At 67.5% G+C, this 24,124-nt stretch carries 24 protein-coding genes; 21 read left to right on the plus strand and 3 right to left on the minus strand.

Features of this window, described 5'->3' with window-relative positions:
• Window position 1 precedes the first annotated feature (1 nt).
• The 5 genes from AC0IXR_RS13705 to AC0IXR_RS13725 all read left to right on the plus strand — a co-directional run bounded on the left by AC0IXR_RS13705 (window position 2) and on the right by AC0IXR_RS13725 (window position 6,496).
• A complete protein-coding gene (locus tag AC0IXR_RS13705) occupies window positions 2-877 on the plus strand; it encodes a branched-chain amino acid ABC transporter permease (protein ID WP_056434011.1) in 876 nt (291 codons plus the stop codon).
• Complete coding sequence (locus AC0IXR_RS13710; protein ID WP_471761111.1) at window positions 877-2,799, plus strand: branched-chain amino acid ABC transporter ATP-binding protein/permease; 1,923 nt, start codon at window positions 877-879, stop codon at window positions 2,797-2,799. The genes AC0IXR_RS13705 and AC0IXR_RS13710 overlap by 1 nt, the downstream gene beginning before the upstream one ends.
• Window positions 2,786-3,490, plus strand: a complete 705-nt coding sequence (locus tag AC0IXR_RS13715; RefSeq protein ID WP_056434019.1) for an ABC transporter ATP-binding protein — start codon at window positions 2,786-2,788, stop codon at window positions 3,488-3,490. Before AC0IXR_RS13710 ends, AC0IXR_RS13715 begins: the two co-directional genes overlap by 14 nt.
• A gap of 117 nt (window positions 3,491-3,607) precedes the next feature.
• Window positions 3,608-5,029 carry a pyruvate kinase gene (gene pyk, locus AC0IXR_RS13720; protein ID WP_471761112.1) on the plus strand — a complete coding sequence of 474 codons (1,422 nt, stop codon included), beginning with the start codon at window positions 3,608-3,610 and terminating at the stop codon, window positions 5,027-5,029.
• Window positions 5,030-5,245: 216 nt separating this feature from the next.
• A complete protein-coding gene (locus AC0IXR_RS13725; protein ID WP_471761114.1) occupies window positions 5,246-6,496 on the plus strand; it encodes a glutamate carboxypeptidase in 1,251 nt (416 codons plus the stop codon).
• 10 nt (window positions 6,497-6,506) lie between these two features.
• Here the strand turns inward: AC0IXR_RS13725 and AC0IXR_RS13730 are convergent, their stop codons facing one another.
• Both AC0IXR_RS13730 and AC0IXR_RS13735 read right to left on the minus strand, forming a co-directional pair.
• Window positions 6,507-6,719, minus strand: coding sequence for a DUF6494 family protein (locus AC0IXR_RS13730; RefSeq protein WP_471761116.1), 213 nt, complete (start codon window positions 6,717-6,719; stop codon window positions 6,507-6,509).
• Between the two features lie 164 nt (window positions 6,720-6,883).
• Entirely contained in the window at window positions 6,884-7,246 is a 363-nt protein-coding gene (locus AC0IXR_RS13735) for a YybH family protein (protein ID WP_471761117.1), read from the minus strand.
• Window positions 7,247-7,769: 523 nt separating this feature from the next.
• Here AC0IXR_RS13735 and AC0IXR_RS13740 point away from each other — a divergent pair.
• The 3 genes from AC0IXR_RS13740 (at window position 7,770) to AC0IXR_RS13750 (ending at window position 9,600) form a co-directional block, all read left to right on the plus strand.
• Window positions 7,770-8,222 carry a tellurite resistance TerB family protein gene (locus AC0IXR_RS13740; protein ID WP_056434039.1) on the plus strand — a complete coding sequence of 151 codons (453 nt, stop codon included), beginning with the start codon at window positions 7,770-7,772 and terminating at the stop codon, window positions 8,220-8,222.
• 494 nt (window positions 8,223-8,716) lie between these two features.
• The gene (locus AC0IXR_RS13745; RefSeq protein ID WP_471761118.1) at window positions 8,717-9,037 is read left to right on the plus strand and encodes a hypothetical protein; all 321 of its coding nucleotides are present in this window, start codon (window positions 8,717-8,719) and stop codon (window positions 9,035-9,037) included.
• Between the two features lie 98 nt (window positions 9,038-9,135).
• Complete coding sequence (locus tag AC0IXR_RS13750; protein WP_461235745.1) at window positions 9,136-9,600, plus strand: hypothetical protein; 465 nt, start codon at window positions 9,136-9,138, stop codon at window positions 9,598-9,600.
• A gap of 145 nt (window positions 9,601-9,745) precedes the next feature.
• Here the strand turns inward: AC0IXR_RS13750 and AC0IXR_RS13755 are convergent, their stop codons facing one another.
• Complete coding sequence (locus AC0IXR_RS13755; RefSeq protein ID WP_056434050.1) at window positions 9,746-10,156, minus strand: hypothetical protein; 411 nt, start codon at window positions 10,154-10,156, stop codon at window positions 9,746-9,748.
• Window positions 10,157-10,311: 155 nt separating this feature from the next.
• Here AC0IXR_RS13755 and AC0IXR_RS13760 point away from each other — a divergent pair, with 155 nt between their 5' ends.
• The 13 genes from AC0IXR_RS13760 to AC0IXR_RS13820 all read left to right on the plus strand — a co-directional run bounded on the left by AC0IXR_RS13760 (window position 10,312) and on the right by AC0IXR_RS13820 (window position 24,087).
• Window positions 10,312-10,599, plus strand: coding sequence for an MTH1187 family thiamine-binding protein (locus AC0IXR_RS13760; protein WP_056434053.1), 288 nt, complete (start codon window positions 10,312-10,314; stop codon window positions 10,597-10,599).
• 67 nt (window positions 10,600-10,666) lie between these two features.
• Window positions 10,667-11,596, plus strand: coding sequence for an aldo/keto reductase (locus AC0IXR_RS13765; RefSeq protein WP_471761119.1), 930 nt, complete (start codon window positions 10,667-10,669; stop codon window positions 11,594-11,596).
• Window positions 11,580-12,329, plus strand: a complete 750-nt coding sequence (locus AC0IXR_RS13770) for an NADPH-dependent F420 reductase (RefSeq protein ID WP_471761120.1) — start codon at window positions 11,580-11,582, stop codon at window positions 12,327-12,329. Before AC0IXR_RS13765 ends, AC0IXR_RS13770 begins: the two co-directional genes overlap by 17 nt.
• 14 nt (window positions 12,330-12,343) lie before the next feature.
• Window positions 12,344-13,711 carry an NTP/NDP exchange transporter gene (locus AC0IXR_RS13775; RefSeq protein WP_471761300.1) on the plus strand — a complete coding sequence of 456 codons (1,368 nt, stop codon included), beginning with the start codon at window positions 12,344-12,346 and terminating at the stop codon, window positions 13,709-13,711.
• Window positions 13,712-13,733: 22 nt separating this feature from the next.
• The gene (locus AC0IXR_RS13780; protein WP_471761121.1) at window positions 13,734-14,201 is read left to right on the plus strand and encodes a low molecular weight protein-tyrosine-phosphatase; all 468 of its coding nucleotides are present in this window, start codon (window positions 13,734-13,736) and stop codon (window positions 14,199-14,201) included.
• A 16-nt stretch (window positions 14,202-14,217) separates the two neighbouring features.
• Window positions 14,218-15,018, plus strand: a complete 801-nt coding sequence (locus AC0IXR_RS13785; RefSeq protein WP_471761123.1) for a fructosamine kinase family protein — start codon at window positions 14,218-14,220, stop codon at window positions 15,016-15,018.
• 191 nt (window positions 15,019-15,209) lie between these two features.
• Window positions 15,210-15,875, plus strand: coding sequence for a protein-L-isoaspartate O-methyltransferase family protein (locus AC0IXR_RS13790; protein WP_471761124.1), 666 nt, complete (start codon window positions 15,210-15,212; stop codon window positions 15,873-15,875).
• 186 nt (window positions 15,876-16,061) lie between these two features.
• Window positions 16,062-17,456: a TolC family outer membrane protein gene (locus AC0IXR_RS13795; protein ID WP_056434067.1), complete on the plus strand. Its 1,395-nt coding sequence runs from the start codon at window positions 16,062-16,064 to the stop codon at window positions 17,454-17,456.
• A 184-nt stretch (window positions 17,457-17,640) separates the two neighbouring features.
• Entirely contained in the window at window positions 17,641-18,192 is a 552-nt protein-coding gene (locus AC0IXR_RS13800; RefSeq protein ID WP_056434069.1) for a PopZ family protein, read from the plus strand.
• A gap of 96 nt (window positions 18,193-18,288) precedes the next feature.
• Complete coding sequence (locus AC0IXR_RS13805) at window positions 18,289-21,024, plus strand: valine--tRNA ligase (RefSeq protein WP_461233482.1); 2,736 nt, start codon at window positions 18,289-18,291, stop codon at window positions 21,022-21,024.
• On the plus strand, window positions 21,021-21,743 hold the full coding sequence (locus AC0IXR_RS13810) for a DUF2459 domain-containing protein (RefSeq protein WP_471761125.1): 723 nt from the start codon (window positions 21,021-21,023) through the stop codon (window positions 21,741-21,743). The genes AC0IXR_RS13805 and AC0IXR_RS13810 overlap by 4 nt, the downstream gene beginning before the upstream one ends.
• Window positions 21,744-21,836: 93 nt before the next feature.
• Entirely contained in the window at window positions 21,837-23,372 is a 1,536-nt protein-coding gene (locus AC0IXR_RS13815; RefSeq protein WP_056434075.1) for a Do family serine endopeptidase, read from the plus strand.
• A gap of 241 nt (window positions 23,373-23,613) precedes the next feature.
• Window positions 23,614-24,087 (plus strand): hypothetical protein, encoded by a 474-nt coding sequence (locus AC0IXR_RS13820; RefSeq protein ID WP_311274456.1) that lies wholly within the window; start codon window positions 23,614-23,616, stop codon window positions 24,085-24,087.
• Window positions 24,088-24,124: the final 37 nt, after the last annotated feature.

The following is a 24,124-nucleotide window of genomic DNA, read 5'->3' on the forward strand; positions in this document are numbered from 1 at the left end:
CATGCCGAGCACCGCCGTCCTCCTTTCCCAGGCCTTCAACGGCCTCGCCCTCGGCAGCCTGCTGGCGCTGGTCTCCAGCGGGCTCACCATCATCCTGGGCACGCTGGGCGTGCTCAACTTCGCCCATGGCGCATTGTTCGCGGTGGGCGCCTACACCGCCTTCGTGATGATGCAGGCGACGCACTCCTTCGTGCTCGCCCTGCTCGGCGGCTGCGCCGTGATGCTCATCATCGGCTTTGCCATGGAGCGGCTCATCATCCGCCATTTCTATGCCCGGCCGGACGAGGACCAGATCCTCGTCACCTACGGGATCGGCATGGTGCTGGTGGAAGCCTTGCGGACCTGGTTCGGCGGCAACAGCCAGCGGGTGCCGGTCCCCTCCTGGGGTACCGGCGCGACGAAGCTCGGCTTTCTGGTCTACCCGACCTACCGTCTCCAGCTGATCGGCATCATCGCGGCGCTGCTGGTGGGCCTCTACCTCGTCCTGTACCGAACCTCGGTGGGACTGGTCGTGCGGGCCGGCATCGAGAATGCCGGCATGGTCGGCATCCTCGGCATCGACGTGCGACGCACCTTCCTGTTCGTCTTCGCGGTGGGCATCGTCGCCGTCGGCCTCGCCGGCATGCTCTACGCCCCCGTCGTCGCGGTCACGCCCGACATGGGCGCGAGCTTCATGGTTCAGTCCTTCGTGGTGATCGTGCTGGGGGGCCTCGGCTCCTTCCCCGGCGCCATCGTCGGCGGCCTGATCGCCGGCGAAATCATCAGCCTGACCAGTGCCTTCAACTCCGCCTATTCGGAGGTGATGCTCTACGGCCTGATGGCCCTCGTCCTGGTGGCGCGGCCGCAAGGGCTGTTCGGCACGGAGGGCCGGGTCTGATGGGCGTCCGTCCGCTGCAGAGAGCCTGGCCCGAACTCGCCCTCCTCGTCGTCCTCCTCACCGCGCCGATCCTCCTGCCGCCGCTCGGCTTCTCGCACGACCTGCTGTCGCGGGCGCTCAACTGGGCGCTGTTCGGCCTTGGCCTCGACATCCTGTTCGGGCTCGCCGGCCTGCTCTCCTTCGGCCAAGCGGCCTTCTACGGGGCAGGCGGGTTCGTCGCCGCCTATCTGCTGGTCTCGGGTCTGATCCAGAGTGTCTGGCTCGCCTTCCTGATCGGCACGCTGGCGGCCGGCCTGTTCGGCCTCGCGGTCGGCTGGCTCGCCGTGCGACGCATCGGCATCTACTTTGCCATGATCACCCTGGCCTTCGGGCAGATGGCCTATTTCATCCAGAACTCGCCGCTCTCCGACTATACCGGCGGTGAGAACGGCATCGCGGGGGTTCCCGTGCCGGTGCTCGGCTTCGGGGCAGGGGCCGTCAGGATCACCGCCGGCCTACCCATGTACGCGCTCCTCGCGGCGACCTTCTTCCTCGGCTTCATTCTGGCCCGGCGCATCGTGCACTCGCCGGTCGGGCTCATCCTGAAAGCGATCAAGGAGAACACCCCGCGCGTGGCCATGCTCGGCCACGACGTGCCGGCCTACAAGCTCGCGGCCTTCACCATCGCGGCCCTCTATGCGGGCCTTGCCGGCGCGATGCTGGGTTCCTTCCAGAGCTACATGCCGCCGGACGCCTTCGCGCTGGAGACCTCGGGCCAGCTGGTGGTGCAGACCATCGTGGGCGGGGTCGGAACGCTCGTGGGGCCCCTCGTGGGCGCCGTGCTCTGGCTGTGGCTGCGCGACAACCTCCAGCTCATTCCGGGCTTCGGCTCCCTCTGGAAGCTGATCCTGGGCGTAGCCTTCATCGGCTTGGTGATGGGCCTGCGGCGCGGCATCTGCGGAGAGATCCTGCATCGCTGGCAACAGCGCGGCGAGGCGATCCGCCTCCGCGCCGCGAAGGCACGCACGGAGGCGATCGAGGACGCCATCGCTTCGGGAGGTATCGTCGCGCCGGAAATCCCGGCCGAGGTCGCGCTGCCCATGCCACGACCGGCAGTGAACGGTCGCACCGCCCATGCGGAGATCGCATTGGAAGCTCGAGGGCTCGCCCGACATTACGGGGGCCTCAAGGCCGTGGACGGCGTGAGTTTCCAGGTCCGGCGCGGCTCGATCCATGCGGTGATCGGCCCGAACGGCGCCGGCAAGAGCACGCTCTTCAAGATGCTCTCCGACGAGGTGACCCCAAGCGCGGGATCGGTCCTGCTGTTCGGCGAGCGGCTCACGGGGGCGGGCGTGACGGAGGCGACGCAGCGCGGCGTCGCCAAGAGCAACCAGCTCAACCAGCTCTTTCTCAACCTCTCCGTACGGGAGAACCTGCGGGTGGCGGCCCTCGCCAGGGCTCGCGGGCGATTCCGTCTCGACCTTCTCGCCCCAGCCACGAGCCGGGCGGAGGTGGAGGCGCAGGTCGAGACCATGCTGAGCATCCTCGATCTCGGGATGCGGGCCGAGACGCGCGTCGGCATCCTCGCCTATGGCGAGAAGCGCCGGCTCGAGATCGGCATGGCCTTGGCCACCAGCCCCAACGTTCTCCTCCTCGACGAGCCACTGGCCGGCATGAGCCCCTCGGAACGCGTCGCGACCTGCGCACTCATCAGGCGGATCGGTCGTTCCTGCACGATCCTCCTCGTCGAGCACGACCTCGATGCCGTCTTCGATCTCGCCGAGCGAATCACCGTCCTGAGCGAAGGGCGCCTTCTCGCGGACGGGCCCGCCGAGACCGTGCGCCGCGACCCGGCGGTGCAGAAGGCCTATCTGGGTGCTGCCCCGGATGAAGCCTCCGGCGAGGGGACCACGATCCTGGGAGCCACGCATGAGCCTGCTTGAGGTCGAGGGCATCAACACCCTCTATGGGGATTCGCACGTCCTCTTCGACGTCTCGCTCCGGGTCGAGGAGAACGAGGTCGTGGCCCTGCTCGGCCGCAACGGGGCCGGCAAGACCACGACGCTCCGGACCCTGATGGGCGCCCTCTCCCCACGTAGCGGCACGATCCGCCTCGATGGCAAACAGATCCAGGGATTACCACCCGAGAAGATCGCGCGGGTCGGCATGCAGCTCGTGCCCGAAGAACGCGCCATCTTCGGCACCCTCACGGTGGAGGAGAACCTGCGCGTCGCCCGCCTCACCGCACCGAAGGGCTGGTCCCTCGACCGGGTCTGGGAAGTCTTCCCGCGCCTGAAGGAGCGCCGGACGTCGCGGGGCCGGACCTTGTCGGGCGGCGAGCAGCAGATGCTGTCGATCGCCCGAGCACTCATCCGCGACCCCCGGATCATCCTCCTCGACGAACCGTTCGAGGGCCTCGCGCCGCTGATCGTGCAGGACCTGATCGCCCTCACGCGCCGCCTCGCCCAGGAGGGCCGGACGATCGTCGTGGTGGAGCAGAACGTGGCCGCGGTGCTCAGCTTCGCCCAGCGGGTCTACGGCTTCAACAACGGCCACGTCGTCTATGAAGGATCGGCAGCCGACCTTCGCCGCGACCCCTCGCCGATGCGCGCCTTCATGGGGCTGGCCGCATGAGGTCCACCGTCCGCCGAGGCAATGGCCCGGCCCCACTCTCGACCCAGGCGGTTTCCATGCGATCCTGAGCGTCCGAACCCCGTTCCGAGAAGGCGGTCGCTCGCGGCCGAATCGTTCATGCGCCGCTTCCGTCACGCCAAGATCGTCGCCACCGTCGGCCCCGCCAGCGCGTCGCCCGAGATGCTGCGCCGGCTGTTCCTGGCGGGCGTCGACACCTTCCGCCTCAATTTCAGCCACGGCACGCAGGCCGACCACGCGGTGGTCCATGCCGCGATCCGCGCGCTCGAGCACGAGGTGGGCCGGCCCATCGGCATTCTGCAGGATCTCCAGGGCCCCAAGATCCGCCTGGGAACACTCGCCGGCGGCCGCCTCGACGTGGTCCCGGGTGAGAGCCTCCGCTTCGTCCTCGATGGCGCCGAAGGCGGGCGCGACGCCATCCCCCTTCCGCACCCGGAGATCTTCGCCGCCGTCGCGCCGGGGCAGGACCTGCTCATCGACGACGGTCGCGTGCGGGTGCGTGTCACCGGCCTCACCCGCGACAGCATCATCGCCGAGGTAGTGATCGGCGGCACCCTCTCGAACCGCAAGGGCGTCAACCTCCCCGGCACGCTGCTGGACGTCTCGCCGCTCACCGCCAAGGACCGGGCCGACCTCGCCTTCGGGCTGGAGCTCGGCGTCGACTGGGTCGCGCTCTCCTTCGTGCAGAAGCCCTCCGACGTGATCGAGGCGCGCGGGCTGATCGGCGACCGGGCCGGCATCATGACCAAGGTGGAGAAGCCCCAGGCCCTGGAGCGCATCGACGACATCATCCGCCTCTCGGACGCCGTGATGGTGGCGCGCGGCGACCTTGGCGTGGAGATCCCGCAGGAGGACGTTCCGGGGCGCCAGAAGGAGCTGATCCGCGCCTGCCGCCTCGCGGTGAAGCCCGTGGTGGTGGCGACCCAGATGCTCGATTCGATGGTCTCGGCCCCGACACCGACCCGGGCCGAAGCCTCGGACGTCGCCACCGCGATCTATGACGGGGCGGATGCGGTGATGCTCTCGGCGGAATCCGCCACGGGAAAATTTCCCGTGGAGACCGTGGAAATGATGGCCCGGATCATCCATCGCACTGAGACGCACAAGCTCTACCGCTCGCTCATCACCGCCTCGGACCCCGAAGAGGAGGAAACGCCACCTCATGCCATCGCCTCTGCGACGGCCAGCCTCGCCGATGCGGTGAACGCCGCCGCCATCGTGGCCTACACGCTCAGCGGAACCACCGCCGCGCGCATCGCACGCCGGCGCCCGGAGGTGCCGATCCTGGCGCTCACGCCGGACCTCGAGACCTCGCGCCGGCTCTGCCTGCTCTGGGGCGCGCACAGCGTCCAGGCCGCGGAGGTCACCACCTACGAGGAGATGGTGGCGGGCGCCATCGACCAAGCCGTGAAAGAGGGCTTCGCCAAGCCCACGGATCTCGTCGTCATCACCGCCGGCATCCCTTTCGCCGTGGCCGGTACGACGAACAACGTCCGCATCGCTCACGTGCCGTCCGCATAGGCCGTATCAGCCGGAGCGCGCGACGACGGTCCGAACAAGGGGCACGCCTGGCGACCCGGCCCAAACCCGGCCGGTTCGCCCGCAAGCCGCGCGATCCTTGCGTCGGAGCGGTCTCTACGGTTCTGTGACGATCGATGCGAGAAACTCCGGGACGGGCAGGCCACGAGCCGGATAGATCGTGGCTCGCTGCGTTGGCCTCCGACGAGAAGGATTTCCATGCGTACGACCGCGTCTCTGGCCCTCGCCGTCCTCATGGCGCTGGCGCCGCTCGCCGCCCGGTCCGCTCCGGATGACACCGTGCTCGCAGCGGTGAAGGCGCAGGACGGCCCGTATCGCGAGACGCTGAAGGGGTTGGTCGATCTCGATAGCGGCACCGGCGACGTGTCCGGCCTGTCCAAGGTCGAAGTGCTCCTGAAGGCCCGCCTCGAAGCCTCGGGACTCGCAGTCAGCACCCGCAACGCCCCCGTCTTCGGCGGAAACACGGTGATCGGTACGCGATCGGGCAGCGGCACGCGCAAGATCATGCTGCTGGTGCATTACGACACCGTGTTCGGCACGGGCGACGCTGCCAAGCGCCCCTATACCGAGCGCGACGGCCGCGCTTATGGACCGGGTGTCGCCGATGCGAAGGGCGGCATCGCGATGATCCTGCACCTCCTTTCCATCCTGGAGACCTTGCGGTTCGACGGTTATGGTACCCTCACGGTGGTCTTCAATCCCGATGAGGAGCGCGGCTCGCGTGGGTCGCGCGACGAGATCGCCAGGATCGCCCGCGATCAGGACGTGGTCCTGTCGTTCGAACCCTCCTTCGCCGAAGCCGGCGTCGATGCCGTCACCGTGGCGACGAAGGGCATCAACTACGCGAGCCTCACCGTGAAAGGCCGTGCCTCCCATGCCGGCGGCGCGCCGGAAGCCGGACGCAACGCGGTGGTCGAACTCTCCCACCAGGTCCTCCAGCTTCAGGATCTCGGAGACCCAGCCAAGGGGACGAGCCTGCACTGGACCGTGGTCCACGGCGGCACCAAGCCGAACATCATTCCCGATGACGCCAAGGCGGAGGGCGACATGCGCTACTTCGTGCCGAGCGAGTACGACCGCGTCCTGTCCGAGGGACGGAAGATCGCCGAATCGCATCGCGTTCCCGATACGCAGGTGACCTTCGATCTCGCCAAAGGCCGCCCGCCGCTGCCGAGCAATCCGGGGACGAAGGCCCTCGGGGAACGCGCGCGCGCCATCTATGCCGAAATGGGTGCCGAGCTCATGCTGGCGGAGATCGGCGGGGGGACGGATGCGGGCTACGCCTTCCAGCCGGACAGCCCGGCGAAACCCGCTATCCTCGAATCCCTCGGCATCGTCGGGGGCCGCTATCACAGCACGGACGAGTTCGCGGTCCTCGCCAGCATCACGCCGCGGCTCTACCTCGCGACCCGCCTGTTCATGGAGGTGTCGAAGGAGGCAGGCCGCTGATCGTGACAGGTCAGCGTGTCGTGCCCGGATCTTCGCCCAGTGAGATCGTGCGCTCGACCACGTGCTCCAGCCGCGCGTTCTCGGCCGTGAGAGTCATGCGAAGCTTCAAAGACCCGCCCGGCACCTGACCCTCACGGGCCACACGCTCAATCTCACGCTGCGACGTCACTCCGACTTCCTTCAGGAACTTGCGCAGTTCGATGTTGAAGCGATCCTCGTCCATGACGTGTTCCTCCGTTTTGCCCCGATAGAGGCGATGGGACCGGTTATGACCCGGCGGGTCCGTATAGGCTCATCCCTCGAAACGGGATGTGGGCCGGGCCGGGATGCTGGCCCGGCGAACCGAGGATGGTTCAGTTCCAGATGTCGCTCAGTTCCAGGTGTCACTCAGTTCCAAGTGTGGAGCAGAGCGCGCCAACCATCGCCATGAGGCTCCAGAACATTCACCCAATTGCCCCCATAGCTCTGGGACTGACCTCCCTCTCCCGGTCCGGTCAGCTGCCAGAGCCCGGTGAGGATGACGGTCTCGCCCCTCTGCGTGGTGTCCTGGACCGTGATCTTATGGTCCTTGAATCCCTTCGCCTGCAGGTCGGCGAAGAAAGCGGAAATCTTGTCCGCTCCCTGGACGGGCGAGCCCCCCGCCGGGATCACCTTTCCCTCTTCGCTGTAGAGCTTTCCCAATGCGGCGGTGTCGCCCTTATTGAAGGTCTGATCCCAGAGATCAGCGATCGCTTGGCCTTGTAAACTCATCTCTTCTCCATCCGTTTCTTCGACGGTTCTGCGAGCACATATCGAAGCCGTGGTGCCCAGGGCCAAATGCCCGGAGTCCCGCCCTTGCCTTCCCGCGCGTTCCGAGCCGGCGATGCGGAATGTAGAGCGCCGTTCACCGAAGGGGATGGCCTCCGCCGGTTCGGAGGTCGGATGGAGGTTAGTTCCGGTTCCGCATCATCCCCATCCGTCGATCGAACCTCGCCTAAACCTCAGCAGCGGGCGACGCCGTGGATCGCCCGACATGGCGTATCGAGGCTGAGGGCCCGGTTCGGCGAGACCGACCGGCGTCGCGAATTCCCTCGACCGCTCGCATTGCCGTGCCACGACACCGACGATGAGTGGCGGCACCGATGACACAGGCACTGCCATGCGATGACGTCACCGCCTGCCGGCCTAAGAAAGCTCGTGCGTTCGGCGTGCGAACTTTGCATACGATTCCGAATGGCAGGTTCGAGCGTTGCCCGTTCGCGGCCCTCGGCCGGACCGCCCCAAGGAGTCCCTGATGGGCATTTTTCAGAACCTGCTCGAACGCGTCACCGCCTATGTCGGCGACAAGACGCTGATGTATGCGGCCGTATCCGCAGCCTCGAACGTCATCGTGGCCGACAGTGAGGTGGACGAGGCGGAGGTCGAGGTCGCACTCGCGGCCATGCGGGCGAATCCCATCATCGAGAAGGGATACGATACGCTGATGCTGGAGGCGGAACTGTTCGACGGGATCGCGCGGGCCCGGACCCGCGTCGGGCGGGCGGACAATCTGAGCCGCGTGGCCGCCATCGCCGACAGGTCCATCGATCAACGAAACGGGGTGTTCCTGATCGCGGCCGATGCCGCCGATCACGAGGGGATCAGCGACGTCGAGCACATCGCTCTCGATGAAATCGCCGCCGCCCTTCTGGTCGACAAGGAGGCTCTGCTCCGGCTGGCTCCGGTGAAGCCGTCGATCCCGTCGTAACCGGGGCGATGCGTCCTGCATGGCCGATCTAAGTCATCGATGCGAACCGGCACATCGAAGGGTGTGTCCGGCGGGCGACACCGAATGGTTAAAATCATATTAACCATTCATGACGACCACACGTTAGAAATCCTTCGACTATAGAGCCGGCATCCAACCCTTGCCGGTCATTGCCATGATCCTCGCTTCCCGCAACATCGTCAACGAACACCGCGAGATCGCCGCCATCGCGATCACCTACGGAATCTTTCTCAGTGGGATCATGCTCCTCACTTGGACTATGGCCTGACGCCGTCCACAGCGAGCCGGGCCCCTGTGTCCGGCTTCGCCCACGGCCTCGGAATCTGTGCCGGCACGACGGACGCAGCCTGAACTTGCCCTCGGGTCAAGCAGTGCACTGACGTCGTACGCCGGGAGCGCAAAACGAATGCGGTCTTCGTCAAGGAACCGATGAGCCTTCAAAGATGTTCGTCCATCCAAATTGGAGGAAATGAATGTCTGACAGCGCTTTAGCTTCGGTTATCGTCCCGTCTCTCCGGGCGGCTCGCTCGGCAAGGGAGCGGTTGGCACGTGCCGGGTTCGCCCGCAACAGCGTGGATATCGAACGCCACGGCGACGAATTCGAAGTGTCCATCAGCACGAGGACTGAGAATCTGGAGCGCGCTCAGAACATCCTTCAGGGCAACCCCGTGGTCGGCGATCTTCGCGATGCGGGCTCACGTGCGCTCGGCGCCTTCCACAACAACCGGCCGCTCGCGCTGGGCCTCGCGGCACTGGCGGGCTTTGCCATCTTCCACGTCTCGAAGAGGCGGTGAGGCCGAACGCGCCAACGAAAGGGCGAGCCCGGTAGTCGCAAAGCGGGCAGATGGGCGCCGTTTTGCTCCGGGCCGAAGTGGCGGTTAGACTGACCACCATGAAACATGAACCGATCCGCCGGTTTGTCATCGCGTGCCGTTTCGGCGCGGCGATGCTCGGCGGATTGTCCATGACGATGACGACCACCGTCTTCGCTCAGTCTCCGTCACCGGCAGTTGCGGTAAACAACTGGGCGGACCTTCGCGCGACGCTTGCGTCCTGCTGGTCGGTCCCGCCGGATACCAGGGGATCGCTGATCGCGTTCCTGTTCGGCATCAGCAAGACGGGTGAGCTACGTGGTGCACCTCTCGTCACGGCGCGCCGCCTCCAGGGCGATCAGGACGCCAGAAAACGGTTCGAGGAGGCAGCGAGGGATGCCGTGAACCGTTGTTTTCCCATGACGGTGACGCCGTCCTTCGGAGCCATCCTGGGCGAAAGCCCCATCCGCCTGCGCTTCGTCAATACGCCGCCGACGGCGGCCTACCAGATCAACAGCAACATCACGATCTTCGCACCACCCTGATCGCGCCGCATCGGGGCGGAGACGGTGTGCTTCAGATCCGTCGCTGTTTCATGAGCCGGAATGGCTCGGAACAGGCGACAGCGATAAGCGCATGCAAAAAGGGCCGCCTCGCGGCGACCCCTTCGTTTCCTCATACGGTTTCGGCTCAGTAGCCGTAGTAACCACCGTATCCGTAGCCATAGGCCGGCGCGGGAGCGTAACCGCCGTAATAGCCGACGGGGCGGCCATAGCCGTAACCGTCGTAGCCGTAACCACCGTTATAGGCTCCGGCCGCGATGGCTCCGGCAGCCAAGCCAGCGACGCCGAGGCCGATGGCGGCACCAGGACCGATGCCGCGACGGCCATATCCGTAACCACGACCGTAGCCGCCGCCGTAGCGACCGTAACCACCGCTGTAACGGCCATAACCGCCGCGATGACCGTATCCACCGTGGCCGCCGAAGCCACCATGACCGTATCCGCCGCCATGGCCCCAACCACGGGCTTCCGCAGGTGCCGCCGCGAGGAGGGCACCGAGGCTGACGGCCGCGGCCGAGAGGAGTGCGAGCTTGCGCATTCGAAACATCCTGTTGTGAGGTATGCCCATCAACGGACCGGGCGCCCGGCCGTTCCCATCGCCCCCCTGGGCGCTGGCGACGCAGGCCGTCGAGACGCCTCTAGGACCATTGGGATCGGCCATCCCGTTTGCCCGCATTGCCAAGGAGAACCGTCATGAAAGTCGTCGCGGATCTGTGCATCGTCCCCATGGGGGTCGGCCCCTCGGTCTCCTCCTACGTGAAGGAGATCAAGACCATCCTCGAGACCAGCCACCTCAACGCCGAGATGCATGCCAACGGCACGAATATCGAGGGCGAGCTCGCCGACATCTGCCGGCTCATCGAACTCTGCGAAGAGAAGCTGAGCCAGCTCGGCGTTCAGCGGGTCTTCTTTACCATGGCCTTCTCGTCGCGGCGGGACAAGGAACAGTCCATGGCCGACAAGCTGACGGCTGTTTCCTGATCCGTTGGCACCTTGGCGGCGCAGCAGAGTTGACCCTCCCCGTTCCCCGGATGAGGACCGAGCCCGCATGCATCCATCCCGACGTGCGTTCCTGGCCGGTGCCGGCCTGGCTCCCCTGATCGTGCCGCTGCTGCAGCGCGCCACGTCCCCGGCCCATGCGGAGGAGGGCGGTCTCATCCGCCGCGCCATCCCGTCCTCCGGCGAAACGCTCCCCGCCATGGGGATCGGCACCTCGCGCCGCTACGAGGTCGAGCCGGTCCCCGAAAAGATCGCGCCCCTGCGTGAGGCGGTGCAGCGGTTCGTGGCGCTCGGCGGCTCGGTCATCGACACGGCGCCGAGCTACGGCACGGCCGAGGACGTCCTCGGCAAGATCCTGTCCCAGGACGGTCTGCGCGAGAAAGTGTTCCTCTGCAGCAAGGTCGGGACACCGGGCCGCGAGGCCGGCGCGGCCGAGATCGCACGATCCTTCCGCCGCATGGCGACCGACAGGATCGACCTCGTGGCGGTCCACAACCTCAGCGATACGGCAATGAACCTCGCCACGTTGCGTGAGCTCAAGGCCGAAAAGAAGATCCGCTACATCGGCGTCACGGTCTGGCGAGACAGCCAGTTCGCGGATCTCGAGGCGGTGATGCGCCGCGAGAGGATGGATTTCATCCAGGTCAATTACGCCCTCGACGACCGCCGCGCCGCCGAACGCATCCTGCCGCTGGCGAAAGAGCGCGGCATGGCGGTGATGGTGAACGTGCCCTTCGGGCGCGACCGCCTGTTCAAGGCCGTGCAGGGACGAGACCTGCCGCCCTGGACGGCGGAGTTCGACTGCGCGAGCTGGCCGCAATTCTTCCTGAAATACGTTCTCGCCCACGAGGCCGTCACCTGCCCGATCCCCGGCATGGCCAAGACGGCCTATGTCGAGGACAATCTCGGCGCGGCACGCGGCCGGTTGCCCGATGCCGCCCAGCGAACCCGAATGGAGGCCTATGTCGACGCGCTCTGATGTCCTCAACCGCCGTGCCGTCATCGCTCTCGCAGGCGGCTTTCTCGCCGCTTCGAGCCTGCTGGCATCACCCTGTCCCGCCTCGGCCCAGGCTGCACCGCAGCCGGTCCGCATCGGCATTGTCGGGGCCGGTAATATCGGCGGCACGATCGGTGGCCTCTGGGCGAAAGCCGGCCACGAGGTGATGCTGTCGTCGCGCCACCCCGAGGAGCTGAAGGGTCTCGTCGAGGCGCTCGGACCGAAGGCGAGGGCGGGCAGCCCGGCCGAGGCCATCGCGTTCGGCGACGTCATCCTCATCGCGGTGCCCTACAAGGCTTATCCGCAGCTGGCGCAGGACCATGCCGCAGCGCTCAAGGGCAAGGTGGTGATCGATGCCGGCAACGCGACCCAGGCCCGTGACGGCGAGGTCTATGGCGAGGTCCAGGCCAACGGCATCGCGGCGGTCTCGGCCAAATATCTGAACGGGGCGAAGATCGTCCGGGCCTTCAACGCGGCCAATTACAAGATCTTCGCCAAGAACGCCCATCGCCAAGGCGGACGCATGGCGATCCCCATCGCCGGCGACGATCCCGCGGCGCTCGCGATCGCTTCCCAACTCGTCAAGGATGCGGGCTTCGATCCGGTGGAGGTCGGGCCGCTGGCCAAGGCGGACAGCTTCGCCATGGGCTCTCCCGGCTTCGGCCTCGACCTGAATGCGGAGGAATCGCGGGCGCGCTTCGGGGTCACCCGTTGAGCGACGGGCCAGGGCTGGCAAAGCCGCTGACCGCCGGTAGCGGTGGCTACGTCCCGCCCTGGCTGCGTCGGCTCATCGACGTACGGGCGGAGGAGGTGCCGGCCCTTGCATGGTCCTGGGCCTACATCTTCTCGATCCTGGCCGCCTACTACGTCCTCCGGCCGATCCGCGACCAGATGGGTGTCGCCGGCGGGATCGAGAACCTGCCCTGGTTGTTCACCGGCACCCTCGTGGGCATGCTGGCGCTGAACGTCCCCTTCGCCTGGCTCGTGAAGACATTGCCACGCGCCCGGTTCGTGCCGCTGACCTATCGGTTCTTCGCCGCCAACATCGTGCTGTTCGCTGGGGCGCTCTATTTCGCCGGGCCGGAGGGCGACGTCTGGATCGGCCGGGCCTTCTTCGTCTGGCTCTCGATCTTCAACCTGTTCGTGGTCTCGGTGTTCTGGGCCACCATCGTCGATGTGTTCTCCACCGAGCAGGGCAAGCGCCTGTTCGGCTTCATCGCCGCCGGCGCGACTCTCGGGGCGATCGCCGGATCGGCGACGACGGCGATCCTCGCCCGCGACGTGCCGACCTGGGTGCTCCTCATCGGCGCGGCCCTGCTCCTCGAGGTGGCGGTGTTCAGCATGCGTGGCCTCGCGCGCCTGTCCGACCGCTTGAACCGGGCTCCCGTCACGGGCGACGCCGCCCCGTCGGAGGCCATCGGCGGCAGTGCCTTCGCGGGCATCACCCGCACGTTCAAGTCGCCCTACCTGCTCAATATCGGGCTGTTCCTGCTGCTGTTCTCGGTGACCTCGACCTTCCTGTATTTCGAGCAGGCCGGCATCGCCAAGCGCAGCTTCCCCGACCGTGGGTCGCAGACGGCCTTCTTCGCCAGCGTCGATCTGCTGGTGAACCTGCTCACCCTCGGCGTGCAATTCTTCCTCACCGGCCGGATCGTGCGGCGCATCGGGGTCGGCCCCGCCCTCGCGCTTCTGCCGGCGGCCAGCATCCTGGGATTCGCGGCGCTCGCCCTCTCTCCCACGATCACGGCCATCGTGGCGTTCCAGGTTTTCCGGCGGGCCGGCAACTTCGCCATCGCCCGGCCGATCCGCGAGGTGCTGTTCACGGTGGTCCCGCGTGAGGACCGCTACAAGGCGAAGAACTTCATCGACACCGTGGTCTACCGCACCGGCGACCAGATCGGCGCATGGTCCTTCGCGGGGATCGCGGCCCTCGGCCTCGGTTCGACGGCCGTGGCGGTCACGGCAGTGCCACTCTCGGCGGCCTGGCTCCTGAACAGCCTCTGGCTCGGCCGTCGGCAGGAGGCGAGGCGGGTCGCGATGGAAGAAGCGGAAGGCTCCGGCAAGGATCGGGCGACCGGGCCGTCGCGCGACCGCTGACATCGACATTCGAGGAGCCGTTATGTCCGCAGGCAAGCCAGCCGTCCTGTTCGTGTGCCTGGGCAACATCTGTCGTTCGCCCCTGGCGGAGGCGGCGTTCCGCGTCGAGGCCGAGCGGGCGGGTCTCGACGTGGAGGTCGATTCGGCCGGCACCGGCGGCTGGCATGCGGGCGAACCACCAGATCCGCGTGCCCTGGCCGTCGCCCGGCGCAACGGCGTCGACATCTCCGGCTACCGCGCCCGTCAGGTCGAGCCGGCGGATTTTGCCCGCTGCAGCCACATCGTCGCCCTCGATGGCGACAATCTCGCCGTGCTGCGTCGGCTTCGACCGAAAGAGGGCGCCGCGTTGTCGCTTCTCCTCGACCATGTGCCCGGGCGCAGGGGCGAGGCGGTCGCCGACCCCTATTACGGCGCCGATACGGGGTTCGACGCCACCTGGGCCGACGTGACCCTGGGCGCCCGTCACCTCGTGCGTGCGCTCAAGGCATGACGCCTCTGGCCGAGCCATGATGCCACTGGCAGAGCGTGGAGCGGCATTGCTCGGGCGCCGTCTCGTGCGGGTCGAGCCCATGAGCGGCGGCAACCTCTCCGGCCTCGTGCGGATCGCGCTCGACGACGGAAGCGCGGCGATCGTCAAGGATGGACCTGATCCACTGGCGGAAGCCGAGATGCTCCGCGCGATCCGCGCCGCCGGAATTCCCGCGCCGGAAGTGTTCGCGGCCGATGCCCGGACCCTCGTGATCGAGCCCCTGCCGGCCCGAGGCGGCAACGCGGATGCGGATCTCGGCCGCGTGATGGCGCGCCTCCATGCCGTGACCGGCGACAATTACGGCTGGACCCCTGATTACGCCTTCGGGACGGTGCGGATCGACAATCGCCGGAGCGAGGATTGGCCTGACTTCTGGGCCGAGCGCCGCCTGCTCTGCCACGCTCCTCATCTCGACCCCACGCTCCGGCGAAGAATCGAGGCCCTGGCAAGGACGCTCCCCGAGCGTCTCCCGGCCCGACCCCGCCCGGCCCTGCTGCATGGCGACCTGTGGAGCGGCAACGTCCTGATCGACGGCGACCGCATCTCCGGGCTCATCGACCCCGCCTGCTACTACGGCCATGCCGAAGTGGACCTCGCGATGCTGTCGCTGTTCGGTGCGCCCGGTCCCGCCTTCCGGGAGGCGTATGGTGCGGCCGAATCGGGCATGCCCGAGCGTCGGGCGATCTATCAGTTGTGGCCGGCGCTGGTGCATCTGCGCCTGTTCGGATCGGGTTACCGCTCCATGGTCGAGACGCTGCTCGACACCACCGGCTGCTGAAACCTCCGCCCATTCCATCAGGCCGGAAGCGGAGCCGTCTTCCGTCGACCCGACCACGCCTCGAACCTTGCGTTTTGAGGGCCGATCCACGACAACCCGGCAAGCTTCGGCGCTGGCGTCCGGCCTCTTCCGAATATCCGGATGAGGCGGAGGGGCGCCTACGGTCGATGCGGCGAGGGAAGACGAAACCCATGCTCGATTACGCGCAGGCGCGACGCCTCATGGTGGATTGTCAGTTGCGGACTTTCGATGTCAACGACATCCCCGTCCTCGACGCTTTCGAAGCCGTGCCGCGCGAGCGCTTCGTGCCGCAGGGCCGTGAGGACTTCGCCTATATCGACCAATCCCTCCGCATCACCGGACAGGATCCGGCGACATCGGATCGCGCCGTCCCGGCCCCGATGATTCTGGCCCGCATGATCCAGGCGCTGCAGCTCGCGCCGGGCCAGGTCGCCCTCGATGTCGCCACCGGCTACGGTTACGCCGCCGCCATCATGCGGCAGCTCGGAGTGCGGGTCGTCGCCCTCGAATCCGACGAGACCCTCGCCGCCGAGGCCGAGAGCCGCCTGTCGGGCACGGACGGTATCGAGATCGTTCACGGTCCTTTGCAGGAGGGGGCGGCGAAGGCGGGGCCGTTCGACGCGATCCTCGTGAACGGCCGCGTCGAGACGAGGCCTCAATCCCTCCTCGATCAGTTGAAGGATGGCGGACGCCTCGTCTGCGTGATGGGTCGCGACAGGGCCGCGAAGGCCACCCTGTTCATCAGGACCGGGGATGCTTTCGGAGCGCGGCCGCTCTTCGACGCCTCGCTTCCGGCCCTCTCGGCGTTCAGCGCGGATTCGCATTTTTCGTTCTAGCCGCGGGAGCAGGTGTCGCTTTTATGCGGCACTGCGCCATCAATCTCGCGCCTAATCCCTCTCCGCCGATGCCCTGAAGCACAACCTCCGCTAAGCTGACCTGTGAGGCGGGCAATCCGGATGGCACCCTAGGCGCTATGGCTGTGACGAACAGCCGACCGGTTCATCGAGAAACCGCAAGGGCAGATGGACGTGAGACAACGCAAACTTGCGAAAAGCTTCCGGCTACGGCTGGGTGGCTTCGCCGCGCTGACGCTCGCCGCCGCCTCTCCGGCCGTGGCCGAGACGCTGGATAGCGCGCTGGCCCGTGCCTATGGCGCCAACCCGGCGCTGAACGCCTCGCGTGCGGGATTGCGCGCTACCGATGAGAACGTCGCGCAGGCCAAGTCCGGCTACCGCCCCACCGTGAGTCTCGACGCCGATATCGGCCTGACCCAGAGTCAGGGCCGTGTGAGCGGCATCTCTCTCAATCAGGTGACGAAGCCCGGCGGCGCCGGGCTGACGATCAACCAGACCCTGTTCAACGGCTTTCAGACCGACAACCAGACCCGTCGGGCCCAGTCGGACGTGCTCGGCACGCGCGAATCGCTGCGCGCCACCGAGATGACGACCCTGTTCAACGCCGCCCAGATCTACATGTCGGTCCTCAGCGACACGGCGACCCTGGAACTGCGCCGCAACAACGTCGAGGTGCTCGAGGAGCAGCTGCGCCAGACCCGCGACCGCTTCAATGTCGGCGAGGTCACCCGGACAGACGTCGCCCAGGCCGAGGCGCGTCTCGCCGGCGCGCGCTCCGACGTCAGCGGCGCGGAGGCGAACCTGCGCGCCAGCATCGGCACGTACCGGCGCATCATCGGCGTCGAGCCGCGGCAGCTGGCGCCGGGACGTCCCCTCGACCGGTTCGTGCCGCCGAACCTCGACAACGCCATCTCCATCGGCCTGAAGGAGCATCCGCAGATCATGTCCTCGCTTCATGCGGTGGATGTGGCCGAAGCGCAGGTGAAGATTTTCGAAGGCGCGCTCTATCCGACCGCCGCCCTGCAAGGCAGCGTCCAGCAGCGCTACGATACGCAGTTCCCGGGCGATAACGGCGTGACCGCCTCCATCGTCGGCCGCATCTCGGTCCCTCTCTACGAGGGCGGCCAGACCTATTCGCAGATCCGCCAGGCCAAGGAACTGGTGGGTCAGGCGCGGATCAACGTCGAGGATATCCGCGACCAGGTCCGGTCGGCCATCGTCACGGCCTGGGGTCGTCTCGAGGCAGCTAAGGCCCAGGTCATCGCATCGCAGGCCCAGGTGCAGGCCAACGAAGTGGCGTTGAACGGCGTGCGCGAGGAGGCCCGTGTCGGCCAGCGCACCACGCTCGACGTGCTGAACGCTCAGCAGGAACTGCTGAACTCGCGCGTGAACCTCATTCTCGCCCAGCGCGACCGCGTGGTGAATTCCTACGGCGTGGTCCAGGCGGTAGGCCGCCTCACCGTGCGCTTCACGTCGATCCCGGTGGTGGCTTACAGCCCGAAGGAGCATTTCGACCAGATCAAGGATCTCTGGTACGGCGTGCGTACGCCTGACGGACGCTGAGGGTCGCGAGGAACTCGCAGGGCGTCGGTGTTATCCTGTGCCTTGCGCCCTGCCGGTCCTTGTTTCCGGCGCCCGTGGTGAAATACTCAGAGCGATCGAAATACTTCTTTAACCATGTGACCCGAGCGTCGTCCGGATGAGTGCAGCGAGCCCCAAGACGCCGGAAAAGGGCCAGGAACCCTCCATGGAGGAGATCCTGGCGTCCATTCGCCGGATCATCGCCGACGACCAGAACGCCAAGGCGGAGGTGGTCTCGCCGGTTCGCTCCACTCCGCCGCTGCCGGAGAACGACGACGTGCTCGACCTCGCCGAGGTCGCGCAGCCCCGCAAGCCCCAGCCCGCCCCCATGGAGGAGCCGGAGATCGACTTCGCCGAGAGCGGGCAGATCGACTTCGACTCGATTTCCTTCGACGACGACGAGCCCGAACCGGAGCCCCTGCCGCCACCGGTGGTGCGTCAGCCCGAGCCGCCCCGCGCCGCCCCCCGCCAGGAACCGGTGGAGGCCCCGCGCGAGAGCCTGAAGCAGCGCCTCGTTTCCGACCTGACCGATGCCAGCGTCGGCCATGCGTTCCAGCTTCTTGCCGGCACGAGGGTGAGCCAGAATGCCCGGACCATCGAGGACATGGTGCAGGACATGCTCCGGCCGATGCTGCAATCCTGGCTCGACGACAACCTGCCGGGCATGGTCGAACGCCTCGTCCGCGCCGAGATCGAGCGCGTGGCGCGGGGCCGCTGACCGCCCTGCGATGTTGACGCGGGGGACGTGACGGGGTGAAAGCGGGCCAACATGCGGTCTCACGGCCGCCCCGCACGAACTGGCCCGACTTCGCCCATGATGGACAAGACCTTCGATCCCGCCGCCGTCGAGGCGCGCATCGCGTCCGCCTGGGAGGCGGGTGACGCATTCAAGGCCGGACGGCCGGAGCGCGCGGGCGCCAAGCCCTTCACCATGGTGATCCCACCGCCGAACGTCACCGGCAGCCTGCATATGGGTCACGCCCTCAACAACACTCTGCAGGACATCCTCTGCCGCTTCGAACGCATGCGCGGGCGCGACGTGCTGTGGCAGCCGGGCACGGACCATGCCGGCATCGCGACCCAGATGGTGGTGGAGCGCCGCCTCGCCGAGGCGAAGCAGCCGGGCCGGCGGGAGCTCGGCCGCGAGGCCTTCGTCGAGAAGGTCTGGGCCTGGAAGGCCGAGTCCGGCGGGGCCATCGTCAACCAGCTGAAGCGGCTGGGCGCCTCCTGCGACTGGTCGCGCGAGCGCTTCACCATGGGCCTGTCCGGCCAGCCCGACGACCAGATGGTCCGCGCCGTCACCAAGACCTTCGTCGATCTCCACGCTCAGGGGCTGATCTACCGCGACAAGCGCCTGGTGAACTGGGATCCGAAGTTCCAGACCGCGATCTCGGATCTCGAAGTCCTGCAGGTCGAGGTGAAGGGCCATCTCTGGCACTTCGATTATCCGATCGTCGACGAGGCAGGCTCCGAGACCGGCGAGGTCATCACCGTGGCCACCACCCGCCCCGAGACCATGCTCGGCGACACGGCGGTCGCGGTCCATCCCGACGACGAGCGCTATACGCATCTCGTCGGCAAGCATGTGCGCCTGCCGCTGGTCGGCCGTCTGATCCCCATCGTCGCCGATACCTATTCGGACCCGGAGAAGGGCACCGGCGCCGTCAAGATTACCCCGGCGCACGACTTCAACGATTTCGAGGTGGGCAAGCGAGCCGGCTGCACGCCGATTAACATCCTGGATCCGGAAGCGCGCATAACCCTCGACGGAAACGCGGCTTTCCTGAAGGACTCGAACCCTGAGCCCGAGGCTCTGGCCCTGCACGGCCTCGACCGGTTCGAGGCGCGGAAGCGCGTCGTCGCCCTGATGGAGGCGCGCGAGCGCCTGCGGCTCACCGAGCCCAACACCCATGCGGTCCCGCATGGCGACCGTTCGAACGTGGTCATCGAGCCCTACCTCACCGACCAATGGTACGTGAACGTGAAGCCTCTGGCCGAGCGTGCGCTACAGGCCGTGCGCGATGGGAAAACCCGTTTCGTTCCGGAGAATTACGAGCGGACCTTCTTCCAGTGGCTTGAGAATATCGAGCCCTGGTGCATCTCGCGCCAGCTCTGGTGGGGCCACCAGATCCCGGTCTGGTACGATGACGAGGGCGGCATCTTCGTGGCCTCCAGCGAGACGGAAGCCCTGGAGCAGGCGACGGCCAAGCACGGCCGCGCCGTGGCCCTGCGTCGCGACGAGGATGTCCTCGACACGTGGTTCTCCTCCGCCCTGTGGCCGTTCTCGACGCTCGGCTGGCCCGACGCGACGCCGGAGCTCGACCGCTACTATCCGACCAACACCCTGGTCACCGGCAAGGACATCATCTTCTTCTGGGTCGCCCGGATGATGATGCTCGGCCTCCACGTCACCGACAGGGTGCCGTTCGATACGGTCTATCTCCACACCCTGGTGCGCGACGCCTCGGGCGCCAAGATGTCGAAGTCGAAGGGCAATGTCGTCGATCCGCTCGGCCTCATCGACCAGTACGGCGCCGATGCCCTCCGCTTCACCCTGGCCGCCATGGCCGCGCAGGGCAGGGACATCAAGCTCGCGGTGAACCGTGTCGAAGGCTACCGCAACTTCGCGACCAAGCTCTGGAACGCCTCGCGCTTCGCCGAGATGAACGGCTGCGTGCTCCGCGCCGATTACCGCCCGGAAGCCGCCACCGAGACCCTGAACCGCTGGGCGCTGGGCGAGGCCGCGCGCGCCGTGGCCGAGGTGTCGACGGCGCTCGACGCCTACCGCTTCAACGACGCGGCGGCGGCCGCCTACCGCTTCGTCTGGAATATTTTTTGTGATTGGTATCTCGAACTCGCCAAGCCGGTGCTTCAGGGCGAGAGCGTCGATGCCGGCCTCAAGGCCGAGACGCAGGCCACGGTGGCGTTCCTGATCGACCAGATCGCCAAGCTGCTGCACCCGTTCATGCCGTTCCTCACCGAGGAACTCTGGGCGATCAAGGGCGAGGGCATCGCCGAGCGTGGGCTCCTGGCGCTGGCGCCGTGGCCCGACCTGTCGGGGCTGGCGGATGCTCGGGCCGAAGCCGAGATCGGCTGGGTGGTGGACCTCGTCTCCGAGATCCGCTCCGCCCGTTCGGAGACCAACGTGCCGGCCGGTGCCCAGATTCCCCTGGTCATCGTCGGCGCCGACGAGGCCCTGCTGGCGCGGGCAGCGCAGTGGCAGGACACGCTCCTGCGCCTCGCCCGCCTGTCGGAGATTTCCTTCGCCGAGACCGCGCCGAAGAACGCGGTCCAGCTGCTGGTGCGCGGCTCGGTGGCGGCGCTGCCCCTGGAGGGCATCGTCGACCTCAAGGCCGAGGTCGCCCGCCTGAACAAGGAGGCGGTGAAGGCGGCCTCCGAGATCGGAAAGATCGAGGCCAAGCTCGGCAATGCCGACTTCCTCGCCCGCGCGCCCGACGAGGTGGTGGACGAGCAGCGCGAGCGCCGCGACGCGGAAGCGGCACGTCTGGAGAAGATCCGGGAAGCCCTGGCGCGGTTGTCCGACGCGTGATCCTGCGCCGGCTGGGCAAGGGCCTCGCCGGCCTGTTGGCCCTCCTCGTCCTCGCCGCGATCGTCACGGCGAGGTCCGGCGACCCGGCGCTCTATCCCGCTCCGGACGACGACTCACAAAACATCGAACTCGTCAGCCACGGCTGGCATTCGGGGCTGGTGATCCCACGCGAGGCCCTCACCGGGGAGGGCGCCGGTACGGCGCTCCGCCACATCGCCACGCGCTTCCGGGCCTATCCTGGGATCGAGTTCGGCTGGGGCGAGGCCCGCTTCTACCGGGCGACGCCGACACTGGCTCAGTTCGACCTGCGCCTCGCCCTCGAAGCCCTGTTCACCCCCGGCGGCCGCGACGGCGTCGTCCAGGTGGTGGGCCTCGAAGACGATACCCGGACGAGCTTCCCGCATTCGGACATCGTCCCCATCCGGGTCTCGAAGGCCGGCCTCGCCCGTCTGCTCGCCCGCCTCGACGCGAGCTTCCGCTTCGCCGACAACGTCCCCATCGAGGGCGGTCCCGGCCTCTACGGGCCGAGCCTGTTCTACGAAGGGCAGGGCCGCTTCAGCGCCGCCAACGTCTGCAACCACTGGGCCGCCCGCCTCCTCCACGCCGCCGGCCTGCCGATCACGCCCGTCCTAGACACGCACCCGGCGGGATTGCTGCTGGATCTGAGATGGCGGGCGAGGGTGAGGGCGCTCCCGGCTCCCAACCTGTCCAAACCGTAATCTCGGCGACACGGCCGGGTCAGGCTGAGGTCTCTACATGGAGGGTCATGGCCCCGCTCAGCGGGGACACGACCTTTCCGGAGAGACCTGTCCATGACGTCGTCCACCTCTCGCCTGCGCCGCAACGCCCTCGCCTCCGTCGCCGCCATCGCCATCGCTGCGACGGGAGCCGCGGGCATCAGCCTGACTCAGCCCTCCACCCCGGCCTATGCCCAGGCCCTGTCCAAGAACCCCATCGACGTGCCGGACCATCCGCCCGGCTCCTTCGCCAGCGTGGTCGACAAGGTGAAGCCCGGCGTGGTCGCCGTGAAGGTGAAGCTCGACGACAGCGCCGGCATGGACGACGATGACGGCCCCGGGCAGGGCCAGGGCCAGCAGGTTCCGCCGCAGCTGCGCGAGTTCTTCAAGCGCTTCGGCCAGGGCGGCCCGGGGCAGGGCCAGGGCTTCGGCGGCCCGTCGCCCAAGCGCCAGGGCCAGCGTGGCGCCATGGGTTCGGGCTTCATCATCTCGGCCGATGGCTACGTCGTCACCAACAATCACGTGGTCGACAAGGCCAAGACCGTGCAGGTCACGCTCGACGACAACCGCACCCTCGACGCCAAGGTCATCGGCAAGGACCCCAAGACCGATCTGGCGCTGCTCAAGATCACCGAAGGCGGCACTTTCCCCTACGTCTCGCTGGGCAAGACCGCACCCCGTGTCGGCGATTGGGTGGTGGCCATCGGCAACCCGTTCGGCCTCGGCGGCACGGTGACGGCCGGCATCGTCTCGGCCCGTGGCCGCGATATCGGCGCCGGCCCCTATGACGACTTCCTGCAGATCGATGCGCCCATCAACAAGGGCAATTCCGGCGGCCCGACCTTCAATGTCGGCGGCGAAGTGGTGGGCGTGAACACCGCCATCGCCTCCCCCTCGGGCGGCAGCGTGGGCCTGGCCTTCGCTATCCCGGCCGAGACCGTGCAGGCGGTGGTCGACCAGCTCCGGGCGGACGGCAAGGTGGCCCGCGGCTATCTCGGCGTGCAGGTCCAGCCGGTGACGAAGGACATCGCCGACGGCCTCGGCCTCGACAAGGCCAAGGGCGCCCTCGTCGACCACGCCGAACCCGGCACCCCGGCGGCCAAGGCCGGCCTCAAATCCGGCGACGTGATCGAATCGGTCAATGGCGCGCCGGTGAACGATGCCCGTGAATTGTCCCGCCGCATCGCCGGCCTGAAGCCCGGCGCCAAGGTGGAGCTCGCCTATCTGCGCGGCGGCAAGTCCGACACCGCCACGGTGGAGCTCGGCGCCCTGCCGAACGACCCGAAGGCAGGCAACGACAACCGCAGCAGCTCGTCGAGCGACGGCCAGCCGCGCCTCGGCCTCAGCCTCGCCCCGGCCTCGCAGGTCGGCGCCGGCGACGAGGGCGTCGCGGTGATGGATGTCGATCCCGACGGTCCGGCCGCGGCCAAGGGCATCGAGCAGGGCGACATCATCCTCGATGTGGCCGGCTCCAGCGTCTCGAAGCCTTCGGAGATCGCCGAGCGCATCAAGGCGGCCGAGGCCAGCGGCCGCAAGGCGGTGCTGATGCGGGTCAAGAGCACCAAGGGCGTGACCCGCTTCGTCGCCGTGGCCCTCAACAAGGCCGGCTGAACACCCAGCCGGGGGCGCGATGAGCCCCCGGCCTCTTCGCAGACGAGGTCTCGACCAGAGCCGGCCCGTTCCTTCGGACCGGCTCTTCGCGTGACTGTCCCCTCAGCCGACAGGACCGAATCTTGCCTCGGTCACGAAGGTGCCTTCGCGCACGCCGATGCCGGATCCTGTCGCAATCCAGAGACATGACGAAGCGAAGCTACGGGTCTGCTGTTGCGAACATGGGAGGGGGGAGAATCCGATGCCTGTTCTGAAGCGGATCCTGGTGGCTGGCCTGCCCCTCGTCGCTCTCTCCTCGACGATCGCTCCGACAGGGCCTGCCCATGCCAAGTCGGTGGCGGCGAAGCCGGTCTGGGCCACGGGCACCTTCGTTTTTGCGGATCTCTGCACGACGCCCGAAAGTGGCGAGCGGGCAGGGCGGCGGATCACGCTCAAGCGTTCTCCCACCGGCAACGTGCTGGTTTACGAAACCCCATTCCAATCGGCGCAGGCCGAAAGCCTCACCCTCGATGACGACACCAAGGGCTTGTCGTTCCTGGTCGGTGGCGAACGAGGCCATGTCGCCTTCCACGGAACCCTGGCAACGGATGCGCTGGTGGGCACGGTGGAAGACGAGACCGGCGCCTATCCGTTGCGACTGCGCCGGGTCCTTCGCTCGCACGCCCACGAGCCCTGTCCCGCCGATGTCACGGGATCGATCGGAACGCCACGCTGAGATCGTTGGGCTCGAGCGGCGGCCTGCTTTAGGATCG

The sequence above is a fragment of the Methylobacterium sp. AC832 genome (assembly GCF_979256025.1).

Bases quoted from the DNA above. Each gene is read 5' to 3' on its own strand.
- AC0IXR_RS13725 (WP_471761114.1), top strand. From the start codon at position 5,246: ATGCGTACGACCGCGTCTCTGGCCCTCGCCGTCCTCATGGCGCTGGCG.
- AC0IXR_RS13730 (WP_471761116.1), bottom strand. From the start codon at position 6,719: ATGGACGAGGATCGCTTCAACATCGAACTGCGCAAGTTCCTGAAGGAA.
- AC0IXR_RS13820 (WP_311274456.1), top strand. From the start codon at position 23,614: ATGCCTGTTCTGAAGCGGATCCTGGTGGCTGGCCTGCCCCTCGTCGCT.
- AC0IXR_RS13770 (WP_471761120.1), top strand. From the start codon at position 11,580: ATGTCGACGCGCTCTGATGTCCTCAACCGCCGTGCCGTCATCGCTCTC.
- AC0IXR_RS13710 (WP_471761111.1), top strand. From the start codon at position 877: ATGGGCGTCCGTCCGCTGCAGAGAGCCTGGCCCGAACTCGCCCTCCTC.
- AC0IXR_RS13755 (WP_056434050.1), bottom strand. From the start codon at position 10,156: ATGCGCAAGCTCGCACTCCTCTCGGCCGCGGCCGTCAGCCTCGGTGCC.
- pyk (WP_471761112.1), top strand. From the start codon at position 3,608: ATGCGCCGCTTCCGTCACGCCAAGATCGTCGCCACCGTCGGCCCCGCC.
- AC0IXR_RS13780 (WP_471761121.1), top strand. From the start codon at position 13,734: ATGTCCGCAGGCAAGCCAGCCGTCCTGTTCGTGTGCCTGGGCAACATC.
- AC0IXR_RS13715 (WP_056434019.1), top strand. From the start codon at position 2,786: ATGAGCCTGCTTGAGGTCGAGGGCATCAACACCCTCTATGGGGATTCG.
- AC0IXR_RS13790 (WP_471761124.1), top strand. From the start codon at position 15,210: ATGCTCGATTACGCGCAGGCGCGACGCCTCATGGTGGATTGTCAGTTG.
- AC0IXR_RS13705 (WP_056434011.1), top strand. From the start codon at position 2: ATGCCGAGCACCGCCGTCCTCCTTTCCCAGGCCTTCAACGGCCTCGCC.
- AC0IXR_RS13735 (WP_471761117.1), bottom strand. From the start codon at position 7,246: ATGAGTTTACAAGGCCAAGCGATCGCTGATCTCTGGGATCAGACCTTC.
- AC0IXR_RS13760 (WP_056434053.1), top strand. From the start codon at position 10,312: ATGAAAGTCGTCGCGGATCTGTGCATCGTCCCCATGGGGGTCGGCCCC.
- AC0IXR_RS13800 (WP_056434069.1), top strand. From the start codon at position 17,641: ATGGAGGAGATCCTGGCGTCCATTCGCCGGATCATCGCCGACGACCAG.
- AC0IXR_RS13750 (WP_461235745.1), top strand. From the start codon at position 9,136: ATGAAACATGAACCGATCCGCCGGTTTGTCATCGCGTGCCGTTTCGGC.
- AC0IXR_RS13805 (WP_461233482.1), top strand. From the start codon at position 18,289: ATGATGGACAAGACCTTCGATCCCGCCGCCGTCGAGGCGCGCATCGCG.
- AC0IXR_RS13745 (WP_471761118.1), top strand. From the start codon at position 8,717: ATGTCTGACAGCGCTTTAGCTTCGGTTATCGTCCCGTCTCTCCGGGCG.
- AC0IXR_RS13795 (WP_056434067.1), top strand. From the start codon at position 16,062: ATGGACGTGAGACAACGCAAACTTGCGAAAAGCTTCCGGCTACGGCTG.
- AC0IXR_RS13765 (WP_471761119.1), top strand. From the start codon at position 10,667: ATGCATCCATCCCGACGTGCGTTCCTGGCCGGTGCCGGCCTGGCTCCC.
- AC0IXR_RS13785 (WP_471761123.1), top strand. From the start codon at position 14,218: ATGATGCCACTGGCAGAGCGTGGAGCGGCATTGCTCGGGCGCCGTCTC.
- AC0IXR_RS13740 (WP_056434039.1), top strand. From the start codon at position 7,770: ATGGGCATTTTTCAGAACCTGCTCGAACGCGTCACCGCCTATGTCGGC.
- AC0IXR_RS13815 (WP_056434075.1), top strand. From the start codon at position 21,837: ATGACGTCGTCCACCTCTCGCCTGCGCCGCAACGCCCTCGCCTCCGTC.